The organism is Fusibacter sp. 3D3 (genome assembly GCF_001748365.1).
In the GTDB taxonomy this organism is placed as follows: Bacteria; Bacillota; Clostridia; order Peptostreptococcales; family Acidaminobacteraceae; genus Fusibacter_A.
The window spans coordinates 1-17,243 of sequence record NZ_BDHH01000007.1; the positions used below are offsets into that span (position 1 = coordinate 1).

Genomic DNA, 17,243 nt, shown 5'->3' on the forward strand with positions numbered 1-17,243 from the left:
GCTTGGCACTGGATAATGGTATATCATGTACAGGATAGGTGGGAGACATAGAAGTGAGGACGCCAGTCTTCATGGAGTCACTGTTGGGATACCACTCTTGATATAACGTTATTCTAACTATGGACAGTAACCCTGTTCTAGGACAATGTCAGGCGGGCAGTTTGACTGGGGCGGTCGCCTCCTAAAGAGTAACGGAGGCGCCTAAAGGTTCCCTCAGCGCGGTTGGAAATCGCGCGAAGAGTGTAAAGGCAAAAGGGAGCTTGACTGCGAGAGGGACACCTCGAGCAGGGACGAAAGTCGAGCTTAGTGATCCGGTGGCACCGCATGGAAGGGCCATCGCTCAACGGATAAAAGCTACCCCGGGGATAACAGGCTTATCTCCCCCAAGAGTCCACATCGACGGGGAGGTTTGGCACCTCGATGTCGGCTCGTCTCATCCTGGGGCTGAAGTAGGTCCCAAGGGTTGGGCTGTTCGCCCATTAAAGAGGCACGCGAGCTGGGTTCAGAACGTCGTGAGACAGTTCGGTCCCTATCTGCTGTGGGCGTAGGAAATTTGAGAGGAGCTGTCCTTAGTACGAGAGGACCGGGATGGACAAACCTCTGGTGTATCAGTTGTTCTGCCAAGAGCACTGCTGAGTAGCTAAGTTTGGAAGGGATAAGCGCTGAAGGCATCTAAGCGCGAAGCCCCCCTCAAGATGAGATTTCCCATCCTTTATGGAGTAAGATCCCATGTAGATAATATGGTAATAGGCCTGAGGTGTAAGTACAGTAATGTATTCAGCTGACAGGTACTAATAGATCGAGGACTTGACCAATGACAAGTTTTCACTTGTGAAAACGAGCAAGGTTTAAGACCACAAAAGAACAAATCGGTTAATCTGATATATGCAATTTTGAGTGTGCAAACATTGAGTTCTTGCTTGCAAGAATCTCAAGCCGACATAGCCTTTACGCAGTAAATGCAGGAGGCGTGTCGGAGTGCTTGTGAACTTAATTTAATACGAGATAATCCAGTGATGAAGGCGGAGGGGCTACACCTGTTCCCATACCGAACACAGAAGTAAAGTCCTCCAGCGTCGATGGTACTTGGCGGGCAGCTGCCTGGGAGAGTAGAACGTTGCTGGTTATCTAGTATGCTTTGGCATCTAGTGTTGATTGTTTGTACATTGAGCCTATGGCCCCTTGGTCAAGCGGTCAAGACACCGCCCTTTCACGGCGGTAACAGGGGTTCGATTCCCCTAGGGGTCACCATAATTTTTTTAGGTATATTATGGGTTTCATAAAACAATCGAAGTTATCCAAACTATAAATGGACAACATGGGAGTTTAGCTCAGCTGGGAGAGCATCTGCCTTACAAGCAGAGGGTCATAGGTTCGAGCCCTATAACTCCCACCATATGCGGGTATGGCGGAATTGGCAGACGCGCTAGACTTAGGATCTAGTGTCTTGTACGTGGGGGTTCAAGTCCCTCTACCCGCACCAATTGCGGAAGTGGCTCAGTGGTAGAGCATCGCCTTGCCAAGGCGAGGGTCGCGAGTTCGAATCTCGTCTTCCGCTCCATTTTTTTTGCGGGTGTAGCTCAATGGTAGAGCCCCAGCCTTCCAAGCTGGTTGTGAGAGTTCGATTCTCTTCACCCGCTCCATAAAGGCATGGTCCATTAGCTCAGTCGGTAGAGCATCTGACTTTTAATCAGGGTGTCCCGCGTTCGAGTCGCGGATGGATCACCATATAAGGCGACGTAGCCAAGTGGTAAGGCAGAGGTCTGCAAAACCTCTATTCACCAGTTCAAATCTGGTCGTCGCCTCCAAAATTTGCGCTCTTAGCTCAATTGGATAGAGTGTCTGACTACGAATCAGAAGGTTAGGGGTTCGAATCCCTTAGGGCGCGCCATCTAAATTAATGTGAGCTGTTATGATTATAGTATAGTCGTAACAGTTTTTTAAAATCAGAAGTTGTTTAAGTTATAAAGGAAACATGGGAGTTTAGCTCAGCTGGGAGAGCATCTGCCTTACAAGCAGAGGGTCATAGGTTCGAGCCCTATAACTCCCACCATTGCGGGTATGGCGGAATTGGCAGACGCGCTAGACTTAGGATCTAGTGTCTTGTACGTGGGGGTTCAAGTCCCTCTACCCGCACCATCTTATTTTTCAGTACATATAATCGTAAGATAATAAGGTCCATTAGCTTAGTTGGTAGAGCACTTGACTCTTAATCAGGGGGTCCCGCGTTCGAATCGCGGATGGATCACCATACTCATAAAAGACTTAACTGCTGTGATATAATCATAGCAGTTTTTTTTAAAAAATAATTAGTCTTATAAATATGTACAATATAAATGCCTCAGAGAATTGATGTCTAAAAAAAAATAGTCTATAATGAAAAGGTATGAGATTCAAAAAAAAATGAAAAAAAGCATTCTAAAGTTGAGAGGCGTAGATGAAGAATAAAAATATATTTATTATAACAATACTAATTTATATTATAACGGCTATAAGTTTAATTATTGGATTATCTCTACCGGTGGGTGATACATTTCTTGAAAGATTACTGGTGAACTTTAATTTACCCGCATATACCCAAGGCAATGAAGGCCTTTATATTCCAGGGGCTCAACTTTTTGTGGTCATATTGATAAGTTGGCTAATTTTGAAATGGCTGTATAGAGATCAAGTCTCACTTTGGAAAAATGGGCTATTGCTACTCATTGTACTTATAGTGCTATTATGGAAGGTAATCATTTATTGAAACGATGGCGGAAGGGTTTTTTTATGAATGTGACATATGATGAAATTGATCAAATTTTTAAGGACAAGTTAAATCAACCAAAAGTTAATATTTTACCTTGTGGTAATCATGACTTAAATCGCAATTTAGTCTTTAAGGTATACACGCCTTTAGAGCGTTGGATAATAAAATTTTACTATAAACCCCTAAAGAGAAGTCGTGAGATGAATGCACTCTCTTATTTTAATCAGAGTCATTTGAAAATAGTCGAAAATGGTAATTTGACAAATGGTACGGAATGGCTTATTTACGACTTTATTGAAGGTGAAGTGCTTGAACAGTGTTATAATACATTATCAGATGCAAATCTCAATACTTTATTCTATGATATAGGAAGAGAGATGGCTCGTTTACATAATGTAAAGCAATTTGATTATTTTGGAGATTGGGTAGATTATAAACAAAGTTCGCTTGAATGTTATAAGGCCTTCATCATAGAGGATACGGAGCGGTTAATTTTAAATAATTTGAAGCATAATCAAGAACAGGGTGTTATATTAGAACCTGCTATTGCTCTATTGAGGCGTGAATATCAGAATATACGAGATCTAAACGCAGGAAGATTATGTCATAGAGACTTAGATGGAAGAAATATTATTGTGAGTCGTTTAAATGGTGTTTATAAACTAGATACTATTTTAGATTTTGAAAAATGTGTTGTATTTAATGAACATTTTGATATTATTGGACTCTATAGAAAGTATTTTCTTAAAGCACCACATTTGATTAAACCCTTTAAATCTGGTTATGAAACCTTATTGACTATTGATGCAAGTTTTAACATAGAGCTGAAATTCAATCTTTTAAGACTAGGGATTGATCTAAGCAGCTGGGCAAAATATGTTTCAAATGATTTTTATATTGAAACGATGGCATATTTGTCTGATTTATTATTGAAAATTGATCGAATTGAAGACTTTTATATTTAGTTTAAAATGACAAGGTCTAATCGCAGTGACAGAGAGAGCAGGGGGAACGTTTCGCTCTTTGTGGGACAAAGTAGAATGCTCTATATAACCCTTGAGGAGATGTCCCCCACTTCTCAAAGTGGGGGTTCATATTCCTAATTCATTGGGAGTCCAAACGCCCAATGAATGCAATCCGATAGGATTGTGCAAGTGTTACGAGGGTAGCGAAGCGGACTGAGTAGACGCTTCGGTTAAAAACTTCCATAAAACAACTTATTCAGTTGAATTATGGAAGTTTTTTATGAACAGTTAAATGACTTTATTTAACTCGAAAAAATTGTGAATTTCAGATAAAGCTTCAGTTGCTTGTTTTTCATCTATAATACATGAAATTTTAATTTCTGAAGTGGAGATCATTTCTATGTTAATCCCCAATTGATACAATGCACCGAAGAGACCAGAGGCAATTGTGGCATCAGATGTTATACCAGTACCAACGATTGATAATTTAGCGACGTCAGTTTTAATAAGAAGTTCATTTGCCTCTACTTCTTTTATAAAAGCGTCTATAGTGGGTTTGACATGAGCCAGTTCATCCTTTGGGATTGTAAAAGAAATATCATTGAGGTCGTTATGATTTAAGTTTTGAATAATCATATCGATGTGAACGTTTTGTGCAGCCAATGCTGAAAACATTTTATAAGCTATACCAGGTTTGTCAGGGACGCTTGATACGGTGAGTCTTACAATATTGTCATCTAGGGTTACACCTCTAACTTGTGCTTTTTCCATACATTTCACCTCTTTAATTATAGTGCCGGGGTGGTCAAGCTCAAACGAGGATCTCACCACGAGTTTCATGTTGTTTTTTCTTGCAAGCTCAACTGATCTAGGATGCATGACCTTGGCACCTAGCTTTGCAAGTTCAAGCATTTCATCATAACTGATAGTTTGTATTAGGCAAGCCTCTTTAACAGATCTGGGATCAGCAGTGTAAATGCCCTTGACATCTGTATAAATTTCACACAGCTTTGCATTTAGGGCTACAGCTAAGGCAACTGCAGTTGTATCGGATCCGCCTCTGCCCAAAGTGGTTATATCCCCATTTTTACTTATGCCTTGAAAGCCAGCAACAATGACAATTTTATCTTCATTAATTTCTGATAGGATTCGATCTGTAATGATTTCGTTAATTTTGGCTTTTGAATAATAGGGATCAGTTTGAATGCCACATTGATAACCTGTTAGTGAAATCGCTTTATAGCCCTTTGATTCAATGGCCATAGCCAGTAACGAAATTGAAATTTGTTCTCCAGTTGAAAGTAACATATCCATTTCTCTTGAAGAGGGCGTAGCCGTGATGCTTTTTGCAAGTTCTATGAGATGATCTGTAGAATCACCCATTGCAGAGACAACCACTACGGGATTGAAACCTTTCTTTTTTTGTTCAATAATATGATTGGCGACGCGCTGAATGCGCTCTGCATTTGCAACGGAGCTGCCCCCATATTTCTGAATGATGATTTGATTCATAAGCACCTCTTTATTCTAGTAATTCGTAAGTTGTACCGTTTTTATTGACGGTTAAAGACTTTAACATCCATGCGTGATTCAACGTTTTTAAAAATGGATTGAAAATCAAATCAAATTCAGTATCTTCGCATTTCACCAAACCAATAAGAGTAGGTCCAGCACCACTTATAAAGGAACCAACAACATTGGTTTCTTTAAGTTTTTGCATAATAATATCTGATTCGTGTATAAGTTTAATTCTATACGGCTCGTGAATTTCATCTTTAAGAGAAAAGCTCAATAGATCATAATTTCTTGTATTGAGCGCATTAATAAGCATGCTTACTCTTGAGATATTGTTAACACATTGAGAAAGAGAATACTCAGTAGGTAAAACTTTTCGAGCGTCTCTTGTGCTCACTCTGAAATCTGGTATCAACACTTTAAATTGTATTTCATCTGGGAAATCCACCGTTGAATAGAAAACTTTATGAGAGTCATGGTCTAGACAAGAAATGACCATATTGCCTAAAATTGTAGGGACTACATTATCTGGATGCCCCTCAATTTCTGTTGCAAGATGAATAATCTCAGGTGTGCTGAGTTTGAAATCCATAAGGTAGTTAGCGGCAAAGATACCTGCAACGATAGAAGCAGCAGAGCTGCCAAGGCCTCGTGAAATCGGAATCTGGCATTCGCCCATAGTGAGGTTGTAACCTGTATCTTCAAAACCATACTTAGACAGGATATTATCAAGTGTGAGTTTTACATAATTATCTATATCTTCAACTTCAACTTTTCCATTTTCCCATGAGACTGAGTGCACGTTATCTTTTGTTTTTTCAACTGAAATTGTGTTAAATAAATTCAAAGCCACACCTAGGGTATCGAATCCAGGTCCCATGTTCGCTGATGTAGCGGGGACTTTAATCTTAATCATTCAGTATGCCTCCAATAATCGATTTAAGGTGATCATAGTCGCTATCAACGGCTTTAGTAACCGCCATGGTCATGCCTCTAGCTTTAAAAGATCCTGTTGGATTAAAACCATCATATTTAAGATAAATTTCAATTCTAGGCATTAGGGTTTCAAGATTTTTAGCGCGGATGAGCGGCGTATTGCCTTCATTAAGTGTAATGGCTTCGGTTGACTCTGCCAAAGGCATATATTTTCTATATGGATTAATTAATCCTGTGTACATCATAATAGTGATCTCCATGTTTTTAGTATTTTGTAGTGCTCAAGTTACTATTTATCAAATACAAGAAAGTGTTTATACTTACAATTTGCTTTATGAGCAATTTGATTTAATTGTTGAAGCAGGGTTTCTTCATTTTCAGCAACCAATTCTACATAAAGGATGTCTGAATTTGCATCTTTTGAGAGCTTAATCGCATTTGATGAAAAGCATTCAAATAGGAGCATAGTCAATTCTTGAAGCTTTCCATTTGTTAGTCGAATGACCCATTTTGATTTTTTCGGGTAATATTGATGAATGTGTACACTATCTTGATAATGATAAGAAGGCTGTATTTTCTTATTTTGAATAATATCGAGCAAATCCCCTAAGATCGCACTAGCCGTGGGGAACTTGCCAGCACCTTTTCCAGTAAACATGAGTTCACCAACAGCATCACCCTCCAAAATAACGGCATTATACTCATTGTCAATCTTGGCGTACTTTGATTGACTGGTTACATAAACAGGTCTGACGGTGCCGTAGATGCCATCTCCCATATCTTCTGAAAATGCCATGAGTTTCATTCTATAATTTTCACTGTGTGCATAGTCGATATCTGCTTTAAGAATGTTAGAAATGCCTTCAATCGGCAAGTCCGTCCATTTGATATTTTTTTTGTAACCAATCGAGGAGAGGATGACTAGCTTTCTCATTGCATCGTAGCCTTCAACATCTGAGGTTGGATCGGATTCGGCAAAACCCATTTCCTGCGCGAGTTCAAGTGCCGTTTCATAAGAAATATCGTCGTTAAACATTTTGGTGAGAATATAGTTTGTTGTACCATTGATGACAGCGCTGATGTTCTTTATGGTGTTACCGGCTAAGCATTCTTGAAGTGGCTTTAGAATGGGAATACCACCACCTACACTCGCCTCAAAACTTAAAATGGTGTTATTGAGTTTTGCAAGTTCCAAAAGGGCAGCGCCTTTTTCAGCAATCAAATCTTTATTAGCAGTAATAACTGGGATGCCTTTTTTTAGAAAGTACTCGAGATAATCATATGCGGGATATATCCCACCAATCGTTTCTATCGCGATGTCAAATTCTTCCTTTATGAGATCCTCAAAACTGTTCGTAAAGATATTAAAAGCTTTATGTGTTTTGTACTTATTTAAGCTGTTTACAAGAATTCTTTCAACGCGCACATTTTTTGAAAAGTTTTCCTGTATACTTTCATTATTTTTTTCTATGAGCTCGTAGACACCAGAACCTACAGTTCCGTATCCAAGCAACGCAATTTTCATATAAGAACCCCCTAGTTCAAGTTATTCAATGCCAAGTAAAGAAAATTTGTGAACACCTTCTATATTTTTTAATTCGTTAGAGAGTGTCGTAAATGAGTTGGTCATTTCGGATATATCAATAGTAATCGTAACATTGGCCATTAGATCAATGGGACTACTTTGGCTAATGGTCATGATATTGCCATTGTTATGGGCAATGCAATCAAGTACTTTGGACAATCGACCTGAATGATGATCTAAATTCATGGAGACAGTGGCCTTTTTTCCAATGACGCCATCGCCTAGTGCAAAGACAAAATCATTGTATTTATAAAATGTACTTCTACTGATACCTACTTTTTTTACCGCATCGGAAACTGATGTGGATTTGCCTTCTTTTAAAAGTGTTTTGGCTTCTACAACTTTAATAAAGACTTCAGGTAGAACATCAATGTGTATGAGTAAGAATTTTCCTTTATCCATGTTAACCTCCGTGTATTCTACAGACGGACAATTGTTCGCCAAATGATATTAATAAGGATTATAGCACATTAAAATACTGTATACAAGGCAATTGTTAAATATAATTCATGTTTTTATTTTAGAACATTTAAGGGTGTGTTTTATGAGCGGTTAAAGCTATGAATTGTTATGTAATAATCTGACGGATTGTGAATTTTGTAGTCCTTTGAGTATAAGCGGGTATATAATTGTTATGAAAAAGCGATTAAATTAGGAGGGCTTATATGCGTTATTTAAAAGATGATTTTGTTTTAAAAATGACCGGAAGTGGACAAATTGATCGAACTGTGCTTATGGAGCAGAATTTTATTCTCTATTTTTATCCTAAAGACAATACATCTGGTTGCACTTTAGAAGCACAGGACTTTGCTGATTTATATGATGAGTTTAAAGCATTGGGATATGAAGTATATGGGATCAGTAAAGATTCTATGAAGTCTCATGAGCGATTCAAAGAAAAATTCAATTTACCTTTCAACTTAATATCTGATGAAGCAAAAGTACTGCATCAATGCTTTGATGTCATCAAAGATAAAAAATTATATGGGAAACTTGTGACTGGAACAGAAAGATCCACTTTTGTCTTTAGAGAAGGGCTTTTATGTATAACTGAGTTCAGAGGTGTAAAGGCAAAAGGGCATGCGCGTGCTGTACTGGATCATTTGCAAAAGTAATACTGCCTTGACATTCTATAAAACCACCCGTATAATAGAGAAGAAAATTGAATAGTTTAATCAAGGTGCTTACTCTTTTAGCTAAGAGGGAAAGAGGTTGAAATCCTCTGCAGCCCCCGCTACTGTATATAGTGATGAAATCCAAGAATCCACTGAGAAATTGGGAAGGATGGAAAGTAAAGTGATCTATGAGCCAGGAAACCTGCCTTGATTTAGGATGAATCTACTTCGGAGGGAAGTCGGGTGATTTGAATTGATTGTATATTCAACACACGCATTTCTGCGTGTGTTTTTTTTTGAAGATAAAAGTGAGGATGTTATGGCAAAAAAACTAATGTTTCAGGGCACGGGTTCAACTGTTGGGAAAAGCCTTATTGTAGCAGCAATGTGCAGAATTTTAAACGATGAAGGCTATCGTGTAGCACCGTTTAAATCTCAAAACATGGCCTTAAATTCTTTCATTACAAAAGATGGAAAAGAAATGGGGCGTGCTCAGGTGGTTCAAGCAGAGGCCGCTAGAATTGAACCAGATGTTGCGATGAATCCAATTTTATTAAAACCGACAAGTTATGTGGGCTCGCAAATTATCTTAAATGGTCAAGTGTTTAAGAACATGAAAGCCAGTGAATATTTTTCAAAGAAGGATTTTTTGGTGCCTCATATAAGAACCGCCTTTAATAGCCTCAACCAAAACTATGATGTTATTGTTATAGAAGGTGCAGGTTCTCCGGCTGAAATCAATCTCAGAAGCCGAGATATTGTCAATATGGGACTCGCAGAAATTGTGGATACGGATGTCGTATTGATTGGCGATGTGGATAAAGGGGGGGTGTTTGCCTCTATATACGGGACTTATATGTTGCTGTCTGAATCGGAAAGGGCGCGTATTAAAGGTTTTGTCATCAATAAATTTAGAGGTGATGTGGCACTTTTAGTGCCTGGCGTCAAAATGATGGAAGAAAAGATCGGTATTCCTTGTGTAGGCATTATTCCTTTTATTGAGCAACTTAAAATTGATGATGAAGATAGTGTGTCTGAACGTTTGTATATGAAATCAGATAAGCCTATAAAAGTAGGGGTTATTAGATTGCCCTATATGTCAAACTTCAGCGATTTTACCGTGTTCGATATGGAATCCGATGTGAGTCTTGAATATGTCACTACGGAAAGTGAAATAGAAAGTTGTGATCTTTTAATTATTCCCGGCAGTAAAAATACCATCTTTGACATGCAATTTATTATTAAGCATAAGATTAATCAGGCGATATACAGATTCCACAAAGCTGAAAAACCAATTTTTGGTATTTGCGGCGGTTATCAAATCCTCGGCAACAGTATTTCCGATCCAGATAGTGTGGAGTCTATCGATCAAATGATTAGTGGTCTTGGATTATTAAATGTAGAGACCGTTATGGCAACAGAAAAAACAACTGTTCAAAGTGAGGCAACCATTCAAAATAATTACTTTGGTCTTATTACTGAGAAAATGCAAATTAAAGGTTACGAAATACACATGGGAGAAACCCTTTTTAATAGCGTTGATGTAGTGCCTTTTGCGCTGAATTCTAAGGGAAATTTCGATGGCGCAATAGATGAATCCGGTCGAGTCATGGGCACTTATTTTCATGGCATATTTGACAATGACCATTTCAGGAATGCAATATTAGATAAAATTAGGGCTCAAAAAGGGATTACATCTGATGACAGGGAAGATTCGTTTGAAGTTCTCAAAGACAGAGAGTATGACCGATTAGCTGAGCACGTTAAAAAATATATGGATATGACTTTGATTCGAAAATTTTTAGAGGAATCGAGGGTGTTAGATTGTTAGTCAATATCGGTATCGCAGTCCTTTTGGACTGGTTAGTAGGTGATCCTCCTAATTGGCCGCATCCAGTTAGGTTTATAGGGTGGTTAATCCGTAATTTTGAGAAGCTCATTAGACGCTTTTCAAAAAACCTCTATGTGGGTGGATTTATATTAATGATTTTAACAGTATCAACTGTTTTATCGTTATATATGTTTGCTGCATCAGTTTGCCACCCTTATTTTTTTAGAATTTTAAATATCTATTTATTATATACTTGTCTTGCTTGTAAATGCCTTAAAGATGAAGCTGTAAAAGTGAAGCAACTAATCCAATCCAACCAGATTGAAGCATCGAGAAAAGAATTGAGTTATTTAGTGGGAAGGGATACCGATACATTAACAGAAGAACAAGTATTGAGAGGGATTATTGAGACGGTATCTGAAAATACTGTGGATGGCATTTTAGCACCTCTTTTTTATATGCTTGTGGGCAGTTTGTTTACTTTTAATGGGATTTCAATGGCGGTGGCATTTGCCCTTATATACAAAAGTGTAAATACGCTTGACTCTATGGTAGGGTATATGCAAGCGCCTTATAAAGAGATTGGTATGATCTCTGCTAAAACGGATGATCTATTAAATTTTATGCCTGCACGATTGGGCGCTGTCTTTATGCTTGCGGCAGGTGCTGTTTTAAAGTTGAATGCAAAAAAAGGTTTTATCATCATGGTGAGAGATCATCAAAATCATAAAAGTCCCAATTGTGGGTATCCAGAATCGGTTACAGCGGGATTACTGGGGATTCAACTGGGAGGAACAAATATCTATTTTGGAGAACAAGTCTACAAACCGACGATTGGCGATAGATTAAGAGCTTTTGAAGTTGCTGATATTGATAAATCGGTGCAAGTGATGTATGTTTCAGAGATTATATTATTGCTATTAGGACTTCTTTTGGTGAATAGCATCTCATAGAATAATCAAGGATCGCACTGTTAATGATGTATATTGCTTAAAAGTAGGAGGCAAAATGAATTTTCATGGGGGCTATTTTGGATCAGAGGGTGTAATTGATTTCAGTGTCAATATTCCGCCACTTTCTTATCCGGAAGGTTTAAAAGAATTGATGTTGGATACATTTGAAGAACTTCGGAAATATCCTGAAATTGATGGCGTTTCGGCGCGTGATGCGATAGCGCATAGGACAGGGTATCAATCTGATGAGATCATTTTAGGAAATGGTGCAACTGAGTTAATCTATTTGTATTCAAGGAGTATCGGTGTTTCAAAGGCTCTGATACTTGAGCCTACTTTTACTGAGTATAGACGTGCACTTGAGTTAAATCATGTAGATGTGGCGGTTTTTTCACTCCTTGATTTTGTTAAAGCCGAGGGCAATCAATTATCGATTGCTGTTGATGATGTCAAATTATTGGAACAAATAATTTATACAATTGTAAATCAAAAAATAGAGTTGTTGGTATTATGCAATCCAAACAATCCAACAGGTCATCTTTATTCACGTGCATTTGTAGAGCAAATTATGGATGGCGTAAATGACCCGAATTTTAAAATTTTTATAGATGAATCTTTTTTAGATTTTGTATCCTATGATAAATTGGCGCTTTCTAATTTACAAATGAAGGGCTTAAAGTCGGTTTTTTTATTGAGATCAATGACCAAAAACTTTGAGGTGCCTGGTCTGAGGATTGGCTATGGGTTAAGTGATACGGAAACGATTGACAAAATGAAGCGTTATAAAGAACCGTGGTCCCTTAATGCGTTTGCACTTAAGGCAATTCCCTTCTTAGTCAATCAAGAGGGGCATATCGAGCGCATAAAAAAATGGTGTGAATCAGAATCCAATTTTATCGCAAGGCAATTATCCGAAATCGAAGGTTTAAGTTATTATAAAGGAGAGGCAAATTACTTTTTAATCCAAATTCCGGATTCAATGCATTTGACTTTCTTTGATAGGATGCTTAAGAGCAAGATCTATTTAAGGAAATGCGAAGATTTTATAGGACTTGGTAAATCCTATTTTAGAATTGCAATAAGAGAAAGAGCAGAAAATATTATATTGGTAAATGCCATTAAGGAGGTATTGAGTGGGTACAGTATATAGAAAATCAAGTTGTTTATTAATCGGTTTGATGATGCTTGTAGTAGCAGGGCTGTTATCCTTTGCATCAACTGTTGAAGTCAATGGTGAAAATAAAATCGTGACAACAGAAATAAAAAATGGAAGAACGTATATTTCTAGTGAAGACTTAAAGACCTTTGGCTTTACTACAGAGATCAAAGGCCAAATGATTATCGTCAAAAATAGTGATGTAAGTCTTACCTTTTATAGAGATACCAACAAAGTGACTGTAAATGATGCCGTAATCTCATTGGACTCTAAAATTTATGTGCGCAATGGTGTCCCTTATATTCCTATGAAGTTTTTCTTTGAAACCATCAACTATAGAGTGGGATGGACCCCAAAGTCGCATCAAGTGACTTTATATAAATTGGGTGATGAAAAATTTCCAATTGTAATCAGTGATGGTGATGTGCACTATAAATTTAAAGCACCCGCTAAAAGAGTTGTCTCGTTAGCACCTTCGGTAACGGAAATTTTATTTGCAATCGGTGCTGGAGATACGCTTGTTGGGAGAACCCTTTATTGCAATTATCCAACCGAGGCAAAGGCGATACAGACGGTGGGTTCTCTTTATGAACCCGATTTGGAAGGTATTTTGGATTTAGAACCAGAAGTTGTTATCGCGGCAACACATATAAATGAGGATGTCCTTAAAACTTTAACAAGTGCTAAAATTCAAACGTTAACTCAAAAATCTCCAAGTAAAATTAATGAAATTTATACTTTTATTTCGAAATTAGGAGCGCTAGTAGATCATAAGTATGAGGCGAGAGCTTTGATTTCTTCTCTTAAACTAAAAGTAGATCGCGTTAATCAGACAGTCGCTTTGATCCCAGAATCTGAACGCAAAACCATATATTATGTCGTTGGCACTGGTAAAAAAGAACATACTGCTGGCAACGGTACTTTCATTAATGAAGTGCTACAAGTTGCCGGTGGGATTAATGTTGCCACAGATGTAGAGGGGTGGTCGTATAGTCTGGAAAAGTTGATTGAACATAATCCAAGCTACTTATTTGGAGAGGGCTACAATTATGATACAATGATAGCGAGCGATAACTACAAGAATTTAAAGGCACTTAAAGACGATCATTACATTAAGATTGACAGTAATGTGTTTTCAATACCGGGTCCTCGTGTGATTGATTTAGGCTTAAAGCAGATCATTCATACGCTTTATCCAGATTATGAAAGTGATTTGAATTACTAAATGCATTCAAATTCTATAGGTAAAAAATATGAACTTTATTGAGAGAAGAAAATGGAATCGATTGTATATTGGGATTCTACTTTGTATATTGGTGTTCGTGAGTTTATTTGCCATCACTCAGGGATCTGTTAAGATCCCTGTAAGTGATGTTTTTCGCGTTTTTGTTCATCGTCTAAATTATCCAAATGATATCAGTGATATTAAAGGATCACACATTTTTATCATTGAAAATATTAGACTTCCTAGAATCGTTATGGCGAGTATCGTCGGTGGCGTATTGTCAATAGTGGGTGCTTCATTTCAAGCAATTTTTAAAAATCCAATGGCAGATCCATTTGTCATGGGTGTTTCATCAGGGGCTGCTTTTGGTGCCACTATGGGAATCGCATTTGGGTTGACAACAAATTTATTTGGATTTGGGACCATTTCGACTTTGGCGTTTCTAGGGGCGCTCGGGACCGTTTTTATTGTCTATTCGCTTGCAAGAGTGGGCACTAGAATTTCGACGACAAGTATTCTGCTCGCTGGAATTGTGATGAATTCTCTGCTAACATCCATTATTTCGCTGGTGATGATCATAAATCAAGATGATATTGCGAGGATTGTCACATGGACGATGGGGAGTTTTAATGGCGCATCATGGGATCAAATCGCAAAAATAGTATTGCCATCACTCATCGGTTTTGTATTATTGATGTTAAAGGCAAGAGATTTAAATGCAATTGTCATGGGTGAAGAGGATGCTAAGAATATGGGCGTCAATGTGGAACTTACGAAAAAGCTCATATTGATTTATTCATCTTTTCTTATCGCATTTTCTGTTGCGGTAAGTGGTATTATTGGATTTGTAGGTCTGATTATACCGCATTTATTTAGAATTGTTTTTGGTGCAGACCACCGTACGCTTTTGCCGGTATCTTTTTTTGGGGGGGCTATATTCCTAACGATTTCGGATACTTTGGCTCGAAGTTTAGTCCCAAATATGGAAGTGCCGGTTGGTATCATAACGGCGGTATTTGGTGGACCGTTCTTTTTATATTTGTTGAGCAAGAATAAAAAGAATATGGTATAGGAGGGCAACATGGTTGCAGCGATTCAAATAGAAAACTTAAAGTTTAAATACGATGAAGATGATGTTTTAAAATACATCAATCTCCATGTGCCTAAGGGCAGTTTTGTCAGTATTTTAGGGCCTAATGGCTCCGGCAAGACGACATTGTTAAAAAATGTGTGCCACCTTTTAAAACCTTATGAAGGTCAGATCGTCATAAGCGATCAACTCGTTGAGCGCTTTAAGAGTAAAGAACTCGCTAAGGAAATGGCTGTGGTACATCAAAGTGCAAGCACTGAATTTGATTTTAATGTGGAAGATGTAGTGCTAATGGGACGATTTCCATACATTAAAAAATTTCAATCTGAGTCCCTTGAAGACATTGCCATTGCCACAGAATCTATGAAGAAAACCTCTACGCTGCACTTAAAGCATAAGACCATTAAGGGCATAAGTGGTGGAGAACGGCAACGGGTGATGATTGCAAGAGCGCTGACTCAAGAACCACAAATATTGCTTTTAGATGAACCGATATCTCACTTAGATATCAAGTATCAATTAGAGATTTTAAAGCTATGTAAAGCCCTTAATGTAGAGAACCATCTTACAATTATCACCACGTTACATGATATCAATCTGGCAACGCGCTTTTCAGATTATATTATATTGATGAATCATGGTGAGATTGTGGAAATTGGAAAACCTTTTGAGGTAATGACAAAAGAAAATATCAAAAAGGTATATGAAGTGGATGTAGCAATTGTGAAAATAGATCAATTTGAAAATCCAATGATCATACCCCTTTGATCAAAGTGCGTAGACTTGAAAGGAATAAAACAGCATTTCAGGAGGTCGAATGAGTCAAATCATATTTATAACAGGTGGTGCTCGAAGTGGAAAGAGTACATTTGCAGAACAAACCGTAAAAAGTTTTGGCGAAAATATCATATACATTGCAACGGCGATTCCTTTTGATGAGGGGATGAAGGATCGAATTAAGAAGCACAAAGAAAGTAGACCGAAGACGTGGACGACTATTGAAGCTTATAAAGACTTTGATCAGCACTTTGATATGGCTGAAGTCAAGGCAGCTGATGGCATTATTTTCGATTGCATTACAGTTATGGTGACGAATTTGATGATGGCACCAAAGGTTGATTTTGAAATGGTGGACATGGATTTTGTCAATGAATTGGAACTTAAAATTCAAGACGAGGTGGATCAGTTAATCGCCACAGTTCGCAAACGTAATTTGAACATAGTGATTGTTTCTAATGAAGTTGGCCTAGGTCTTGTGCCCTTTTATAAAATGGGTAATTTTTTTAGAGATATCGCCGGTCGAATTAATCAGAAGATTGCTTCAGAAGCAGATGCCGTATATTTTACGGTGTCTGGAATTCCTATGAAAATCAAATAGGAGGCAGGCAGGTATGAAAGCTTTTTTGTTAATGTTATCTTTTTTTACAAGGATTCCAGTAGGGCATAAAGTCGCGTATTCTGATGCGCTCTATGAAAGAAGCATAAAGTACTTTCCCTATATTGGGCTTATCATTGGTGTGATCTCAGCTTTACCGCTTTGGCTGTTAAACGGAACTTCACAAGGTATTAAAAGTATCTTTGTGATATTGTTTTATCTATTTTTAAGTGGTGGCATTCATTTAGATGGATTAGCAGATGCCATGGATGGGTTATTCAGTGGCAGGGAAAAAGAGCGCATGCTAGAGATCATGAAGGATTCTAGGATTGGAAGTTTTGGTGTGATAGGCCTAATACTCTATTTTTTAGTGTTTTACCAATGTGCATCAGAGCTCATGCCGATCTTTATTGTATTAATGCCTTTTGTTGGAAAAAGTGCAGCGGCATTTACAGCGGGTTATAGTCATTATGCGAGAGTGTCTCCAGGGATGGGGACCATACTGATTGACTACCATAATCCTCAAACATCGATTGAAATTTTATTGGTAAATTTGGTGATTGCCTTTATTGCTCTTGGCATTGAAGGCCTTATAATCGTTAGCGTAACATTTGTTTTTGCTTTTTTATTGATGAAATGGATACAGGGTAAAATTGGAGGCATGACAGGAGATACTGTGGGGTTTGTTGTAGAAGTATGTCAAATGATTTTCCTTCTGCTATCAGTAATAGTATATTAAAAGTGAGGA

16 protein-coding genes, 11 tRNA genes, 2 rRNA genes and 1 riboswitch are annotated in these 17,243 nt (G+C 37.9%); of the genes, 24 read left to right on the plus strand and 5 right to left on the minus strand.

The genetic code is table 11. The features are described 5' to 3' along the window. The 15 genes from F3D3_RS09435 to F3D3_RS09505 form a co-directional block, all read left to right on the plus strand. Positions 1 to 815 (plus strand): 23S ribosomal RNA (locus F3D3_RS09435); the annotation flags it as partial. A gap of 194 nt (positions 816 to 1,009) precedes the next feature. Further along, positions 1,010 to 1,126 (plus strand): 5S ribosomal RNA (gene rrf, locus F3D3_RS09440). Positions 1,127 to 1,176: 50 nt separating this feature from the next. Beyond that, positions 1,177 to 1,251, plus strand: a tRNA-Glu gene (locus F3D3_RS09445). 69 nt (positions 1,252 to 1,320) lie between these two features. Then, positions 1,321 to 1,396, plus strand: a tRNA-Val gene (locus tag F3D3_RS09450). Positions 1,397 to 1,399: 3 nt separating this feature from the next. Then, positions 1,400 to 1,483 (plus strand) — tRNA-Leu (locus tag F3D3_RS09455). Positions 1,484 to 1,486: 3 nt separating this feature from the next. After that, positions 1,487 to 1,561, plus strand: a tRNA-Gly gene (locus F3D3_RS09460). Between the two features lie 8 nt (positions 1,562 to 1,569). Next, positions 1,570 to 1,643 (plus strand) — tRNA-Gly (locus F3D3_RS09465). A gap of 9 nt (positions 1,644 to 1,652) precedes the next feature. Further along, a tRNA-Lys gene (locus F3D3_RS09470) sits at positions 1,653 to 1,728 on the plus strand. A gap of 5 nt (positions 1,729 to 1,733) precedes the next feature. Beyond that, positions 1,734 to 1,808 (plus strand) — tRNA-Cys (locus F3D3_RS09475). A 6-nt stretch (positions 1,809 to 1,814) separates the two neighbouring features. Then, positions 1,815 to 1,891, plus strand: a tRNA-Arg gene (locus tag F3D3_RS09480). An 86-nt stretch (positions 1,892 to 1,977) separates the two neighbouring features. Next, positions 1,978 to 2,053: transfer RNA gene (locus F3D3_RS09485), tRNA-Val, on the plus strand. Positions 2,054 to 2,055: 2 nt separating this feature from the next. Beyond that, positions 2,056 to 2,139, plus strand: a tRNA-Leu gene (locus tag F3D3_RS09490). A 36-nt stretch (positions 2,140 to 2,175) separates the two neighbouring features. Further along, positions 2,176 to 2,251: transfer RNA gene (locus F3D3_RS09495), tRNA-Lys, on the plus strand. Between the two features lie 186 nt (positions 2,252 to 2,437). Next, positions 2,438 to 2,746 (plus strand): hypothetical protein, encoded by a 309-nt coding sequence (locus tag F3D3_RS09500; RefSeq protein WP_069873348.1) that lies wholly within the window; start codon positions 2,438 to 2,440, stop codon positions 2,744 to 2,746. Between the two features lie 23 nt (positions 2,747 to 2,769). Beyond that, the gene (locus tag F3D3_RS09505) at positions 2,770 to 3,714 is read left to right on the plus strand and encodes an aminoglycoside phosphotransferase family protein (protein ID WP_069873350.1); all 945 of its coding nucleotides are present in this window, start codon (positions 2,770 to 2,772) and stop codon (positions 3,712 to 3,714) included. Positions 3,715 to 4,002: 288 nt separating this feature from the next. Here the strand turns inward: F3D3_RS09505 and F3D3_RS09510 are convergent, their stop codons facing one another. Genes F3D3_RS09510 through F3D3_RS09530 form a run of 5 tightly spaced genes read right to left on the minus strand, consistent with a single transcriptional unit; the run spans position 4,003 to position 8,152 of the window. Next, positions 4,003 to 5,226, minus strand: coding sequence for an aspartate kinase (locus F3D3_RS09510; RefSeq protein ID WP_069873352.1), 1,224 nt, complete (start codon positions 5,224 to 5,226; stop codon positions 4,003 to 4,005). 10 nt (positions 5,227 to 5,236) lie between these two features. After that, positions 5,237 to 6,145: a homoserine kinase gene (gene thrB / locus F3D3_RS09515; RefSeq protein ID WP_069873354.1), complete on the minus strand. Its 909-nt coding sequence runs from the start codon at positions 6,143 to 6,145 to the stop codon at positions 5,237 to 5,239. Next, positions 6,138 to 6,410 carry a pyridoxal-phosphate dependent enzyme gene (locus F3D3_RS09520; protein ID WP_069873355.1) on the minus strand — a complete coding sequence of 91 codons (273 nt, stop codon included), beginning with the start codon at positions 6,408 to 6,410 and terminating at the stop codon, positions 6,138 to 6,140. Before F3D3_RS09520 ends, thrB begins: the two co-directional genes overlap by 8 nt. Before the next feature lie 44 nt (positions 6,411 to 6,454). Next, positions 6,455 to 7,690 carry a homoserine dehydrogenase gene (locus F3D3_RS09525; RefSeq protein WP_069873357.1) on the minus strand — a complete coding sequence of 412 codons (1,236 nt, stop codon included), beginning with the start codon at positions 7,688 to 7,690 and terminating at the stop codon, positions 6,455 to 6,457. Between the two features lie 21 nt (positions 7,691 to 7,711). Then, positions 7,712 to 8,152 (minus strand): ACT domain-containing protein, encoded by a 441-nt coding sequence (locus F3D3_RS09530; protein WP_069873359.1) that lies wholly within the window; start codon positions 8,150 to 8,152, stop codon positions 7,712 to 7,714. Positions 8,153 to 8,415: 263 nt separating this feature from the next. On the opposite strand from F3D3_RS09530, the gene F3D3_RS09535 reads away from it, so the two are divergent. The 9 genes from F3D3_RS09535 (at position 8,416) to cobS (ending at position 17,234) form a co-directional block, all read left to right on the plus strand. Beyond that, positions 8,416 to 8,865 carry a peroxiredoxin gene (locus F3D3_RS09535; RefSeq protein ID WP_069873361.1) on the plus strand — a complete coding sequence of 150 codons (450 nt, stop codon included), beginning with the start codon at positions 8,416 to 8,418 and terminating at the stop codon, positions 8,863 to 8,865. Between the two features lie 46 nt (positions 8,866 to 8,911). Further along, a riboswitch (cobalamin riboswitch) is annotated at positions 8,912 to 9,090 on the plus strand. 94 nt (positions 9,091 to 9,184) lie between these two features. Continuing rightward, the gene (locus F3D3_RS09540; protein ID WP_069873696.1) at positions 9,185 to 10,696 is read left to right on the plus strand and encodes a cobyric acid synthase; all 1,512 of its coding nucleotides are present in this window, start codon (positions 9,185 to 9,187) and stop codon (positions 10,694 to 10,696) included. Continuing rightward, on the plus strand, positions 10,690 to 11,649 hold the full coding sequence (cbiB, locus tag F3D3_RS09545) for an adenosylcobinamide-phosphate synthase CbiB (RefSeq protein WP_255364383.1): 960 nt from the start codon (positions 10,690 to 10,692) through the stop codon (positions 11,647 to 11,649). The genes F3D3_RS09540 and cbiB overlap by 7 nt, the downstream gene beginning before the upstream one ends. A 55-nt stretch (positions 11,650 to 11,704) precedes the next feature. After that, positions 11,705 to 12,799 carry a histidinol-phosphate transaminase gene (locus tag F3D3_RS09550; protein WP_069873365.1) on the plus strand — a complete coding sequence of 365 codons (1,095 nt, stop codon included), beginning with the start codon at positions 11,705 to 11,707 and terminating at the stop codon, positions 12,797 to 12,799. After that, complete coding sequence (locus F3D3_RS09555; protein ID WP_069873366.1) at positions 12,783 to 14,030, plus strand: helical backbone metal receptor; 1,248 nt, start codon at positions 12,783 to 12,785, stop codon at positions 14,028 to 14,030. Before F3D3_RS09550 ends, F3D3_RS09555 begins: the two co-directional genes overlap by 17 nt. Before the next feature lie 28 nt (positions 14,031 to 14,058). Beyond that, on the plus strand, positions 14,059 to 15,102 hold the full coding sequence (locus F3D3_RS09560; protein WP_069873368.1) for an iron ABC transporter permease: 1,044 nt from the start codon (positions 14,059 to 14,061) through the stop codon (positions 15,100 to 15,102). Positions 15,103 to 15,111: 9 nt separating this feature from the next. Further along, complete coding sequence (locus tag F3D3_RS09565; RefSeq protein WP_069873370.1) at positions 15,112 to 15,888, plus strand: ABC transporter ATP-binding protein; 777 nt, start codon at positions 15,112 to 15,114, stop codon at positions 15,886 to 15,888. Positions 15,889 to 15,937: 49 nt separating this feature from the next. Further along, the gene (gene cobU / locus F3D3_RS09570) at positions 15,938 to 16,498 is read left to right on the plus strand and encodes a bifunctional adenosylcobinamide kinase/adenosylcobinamide-phosphate guanylyltransferase (RefSeq protein ID WP_069873372.1); all 561 of its coding nucleotides are present in this window, start codon (positions 15,938 to 15,940) and stop codon (positions 16,496 to 16,498) included. Between the two features lie 13 nt (positions 16,499 to 16,511). Then, positions 16,512 to 17,234 carry an adenosylcobinamide-GDP ribazoletransferase gene (cobS, locus tag F3D3_RS09575; RefSeq protein ID WP_069873375.1) on the plus strand — a complete coding sequence of 241 codons (723 nt, stop codon included), beginning with the start codon at positions 16,512 to 16,514 and terminating at the stop codon, positions 17,232 to 17,234. Positions 17,235 to 17,243 lie beyond the last annotated feature (9 nt).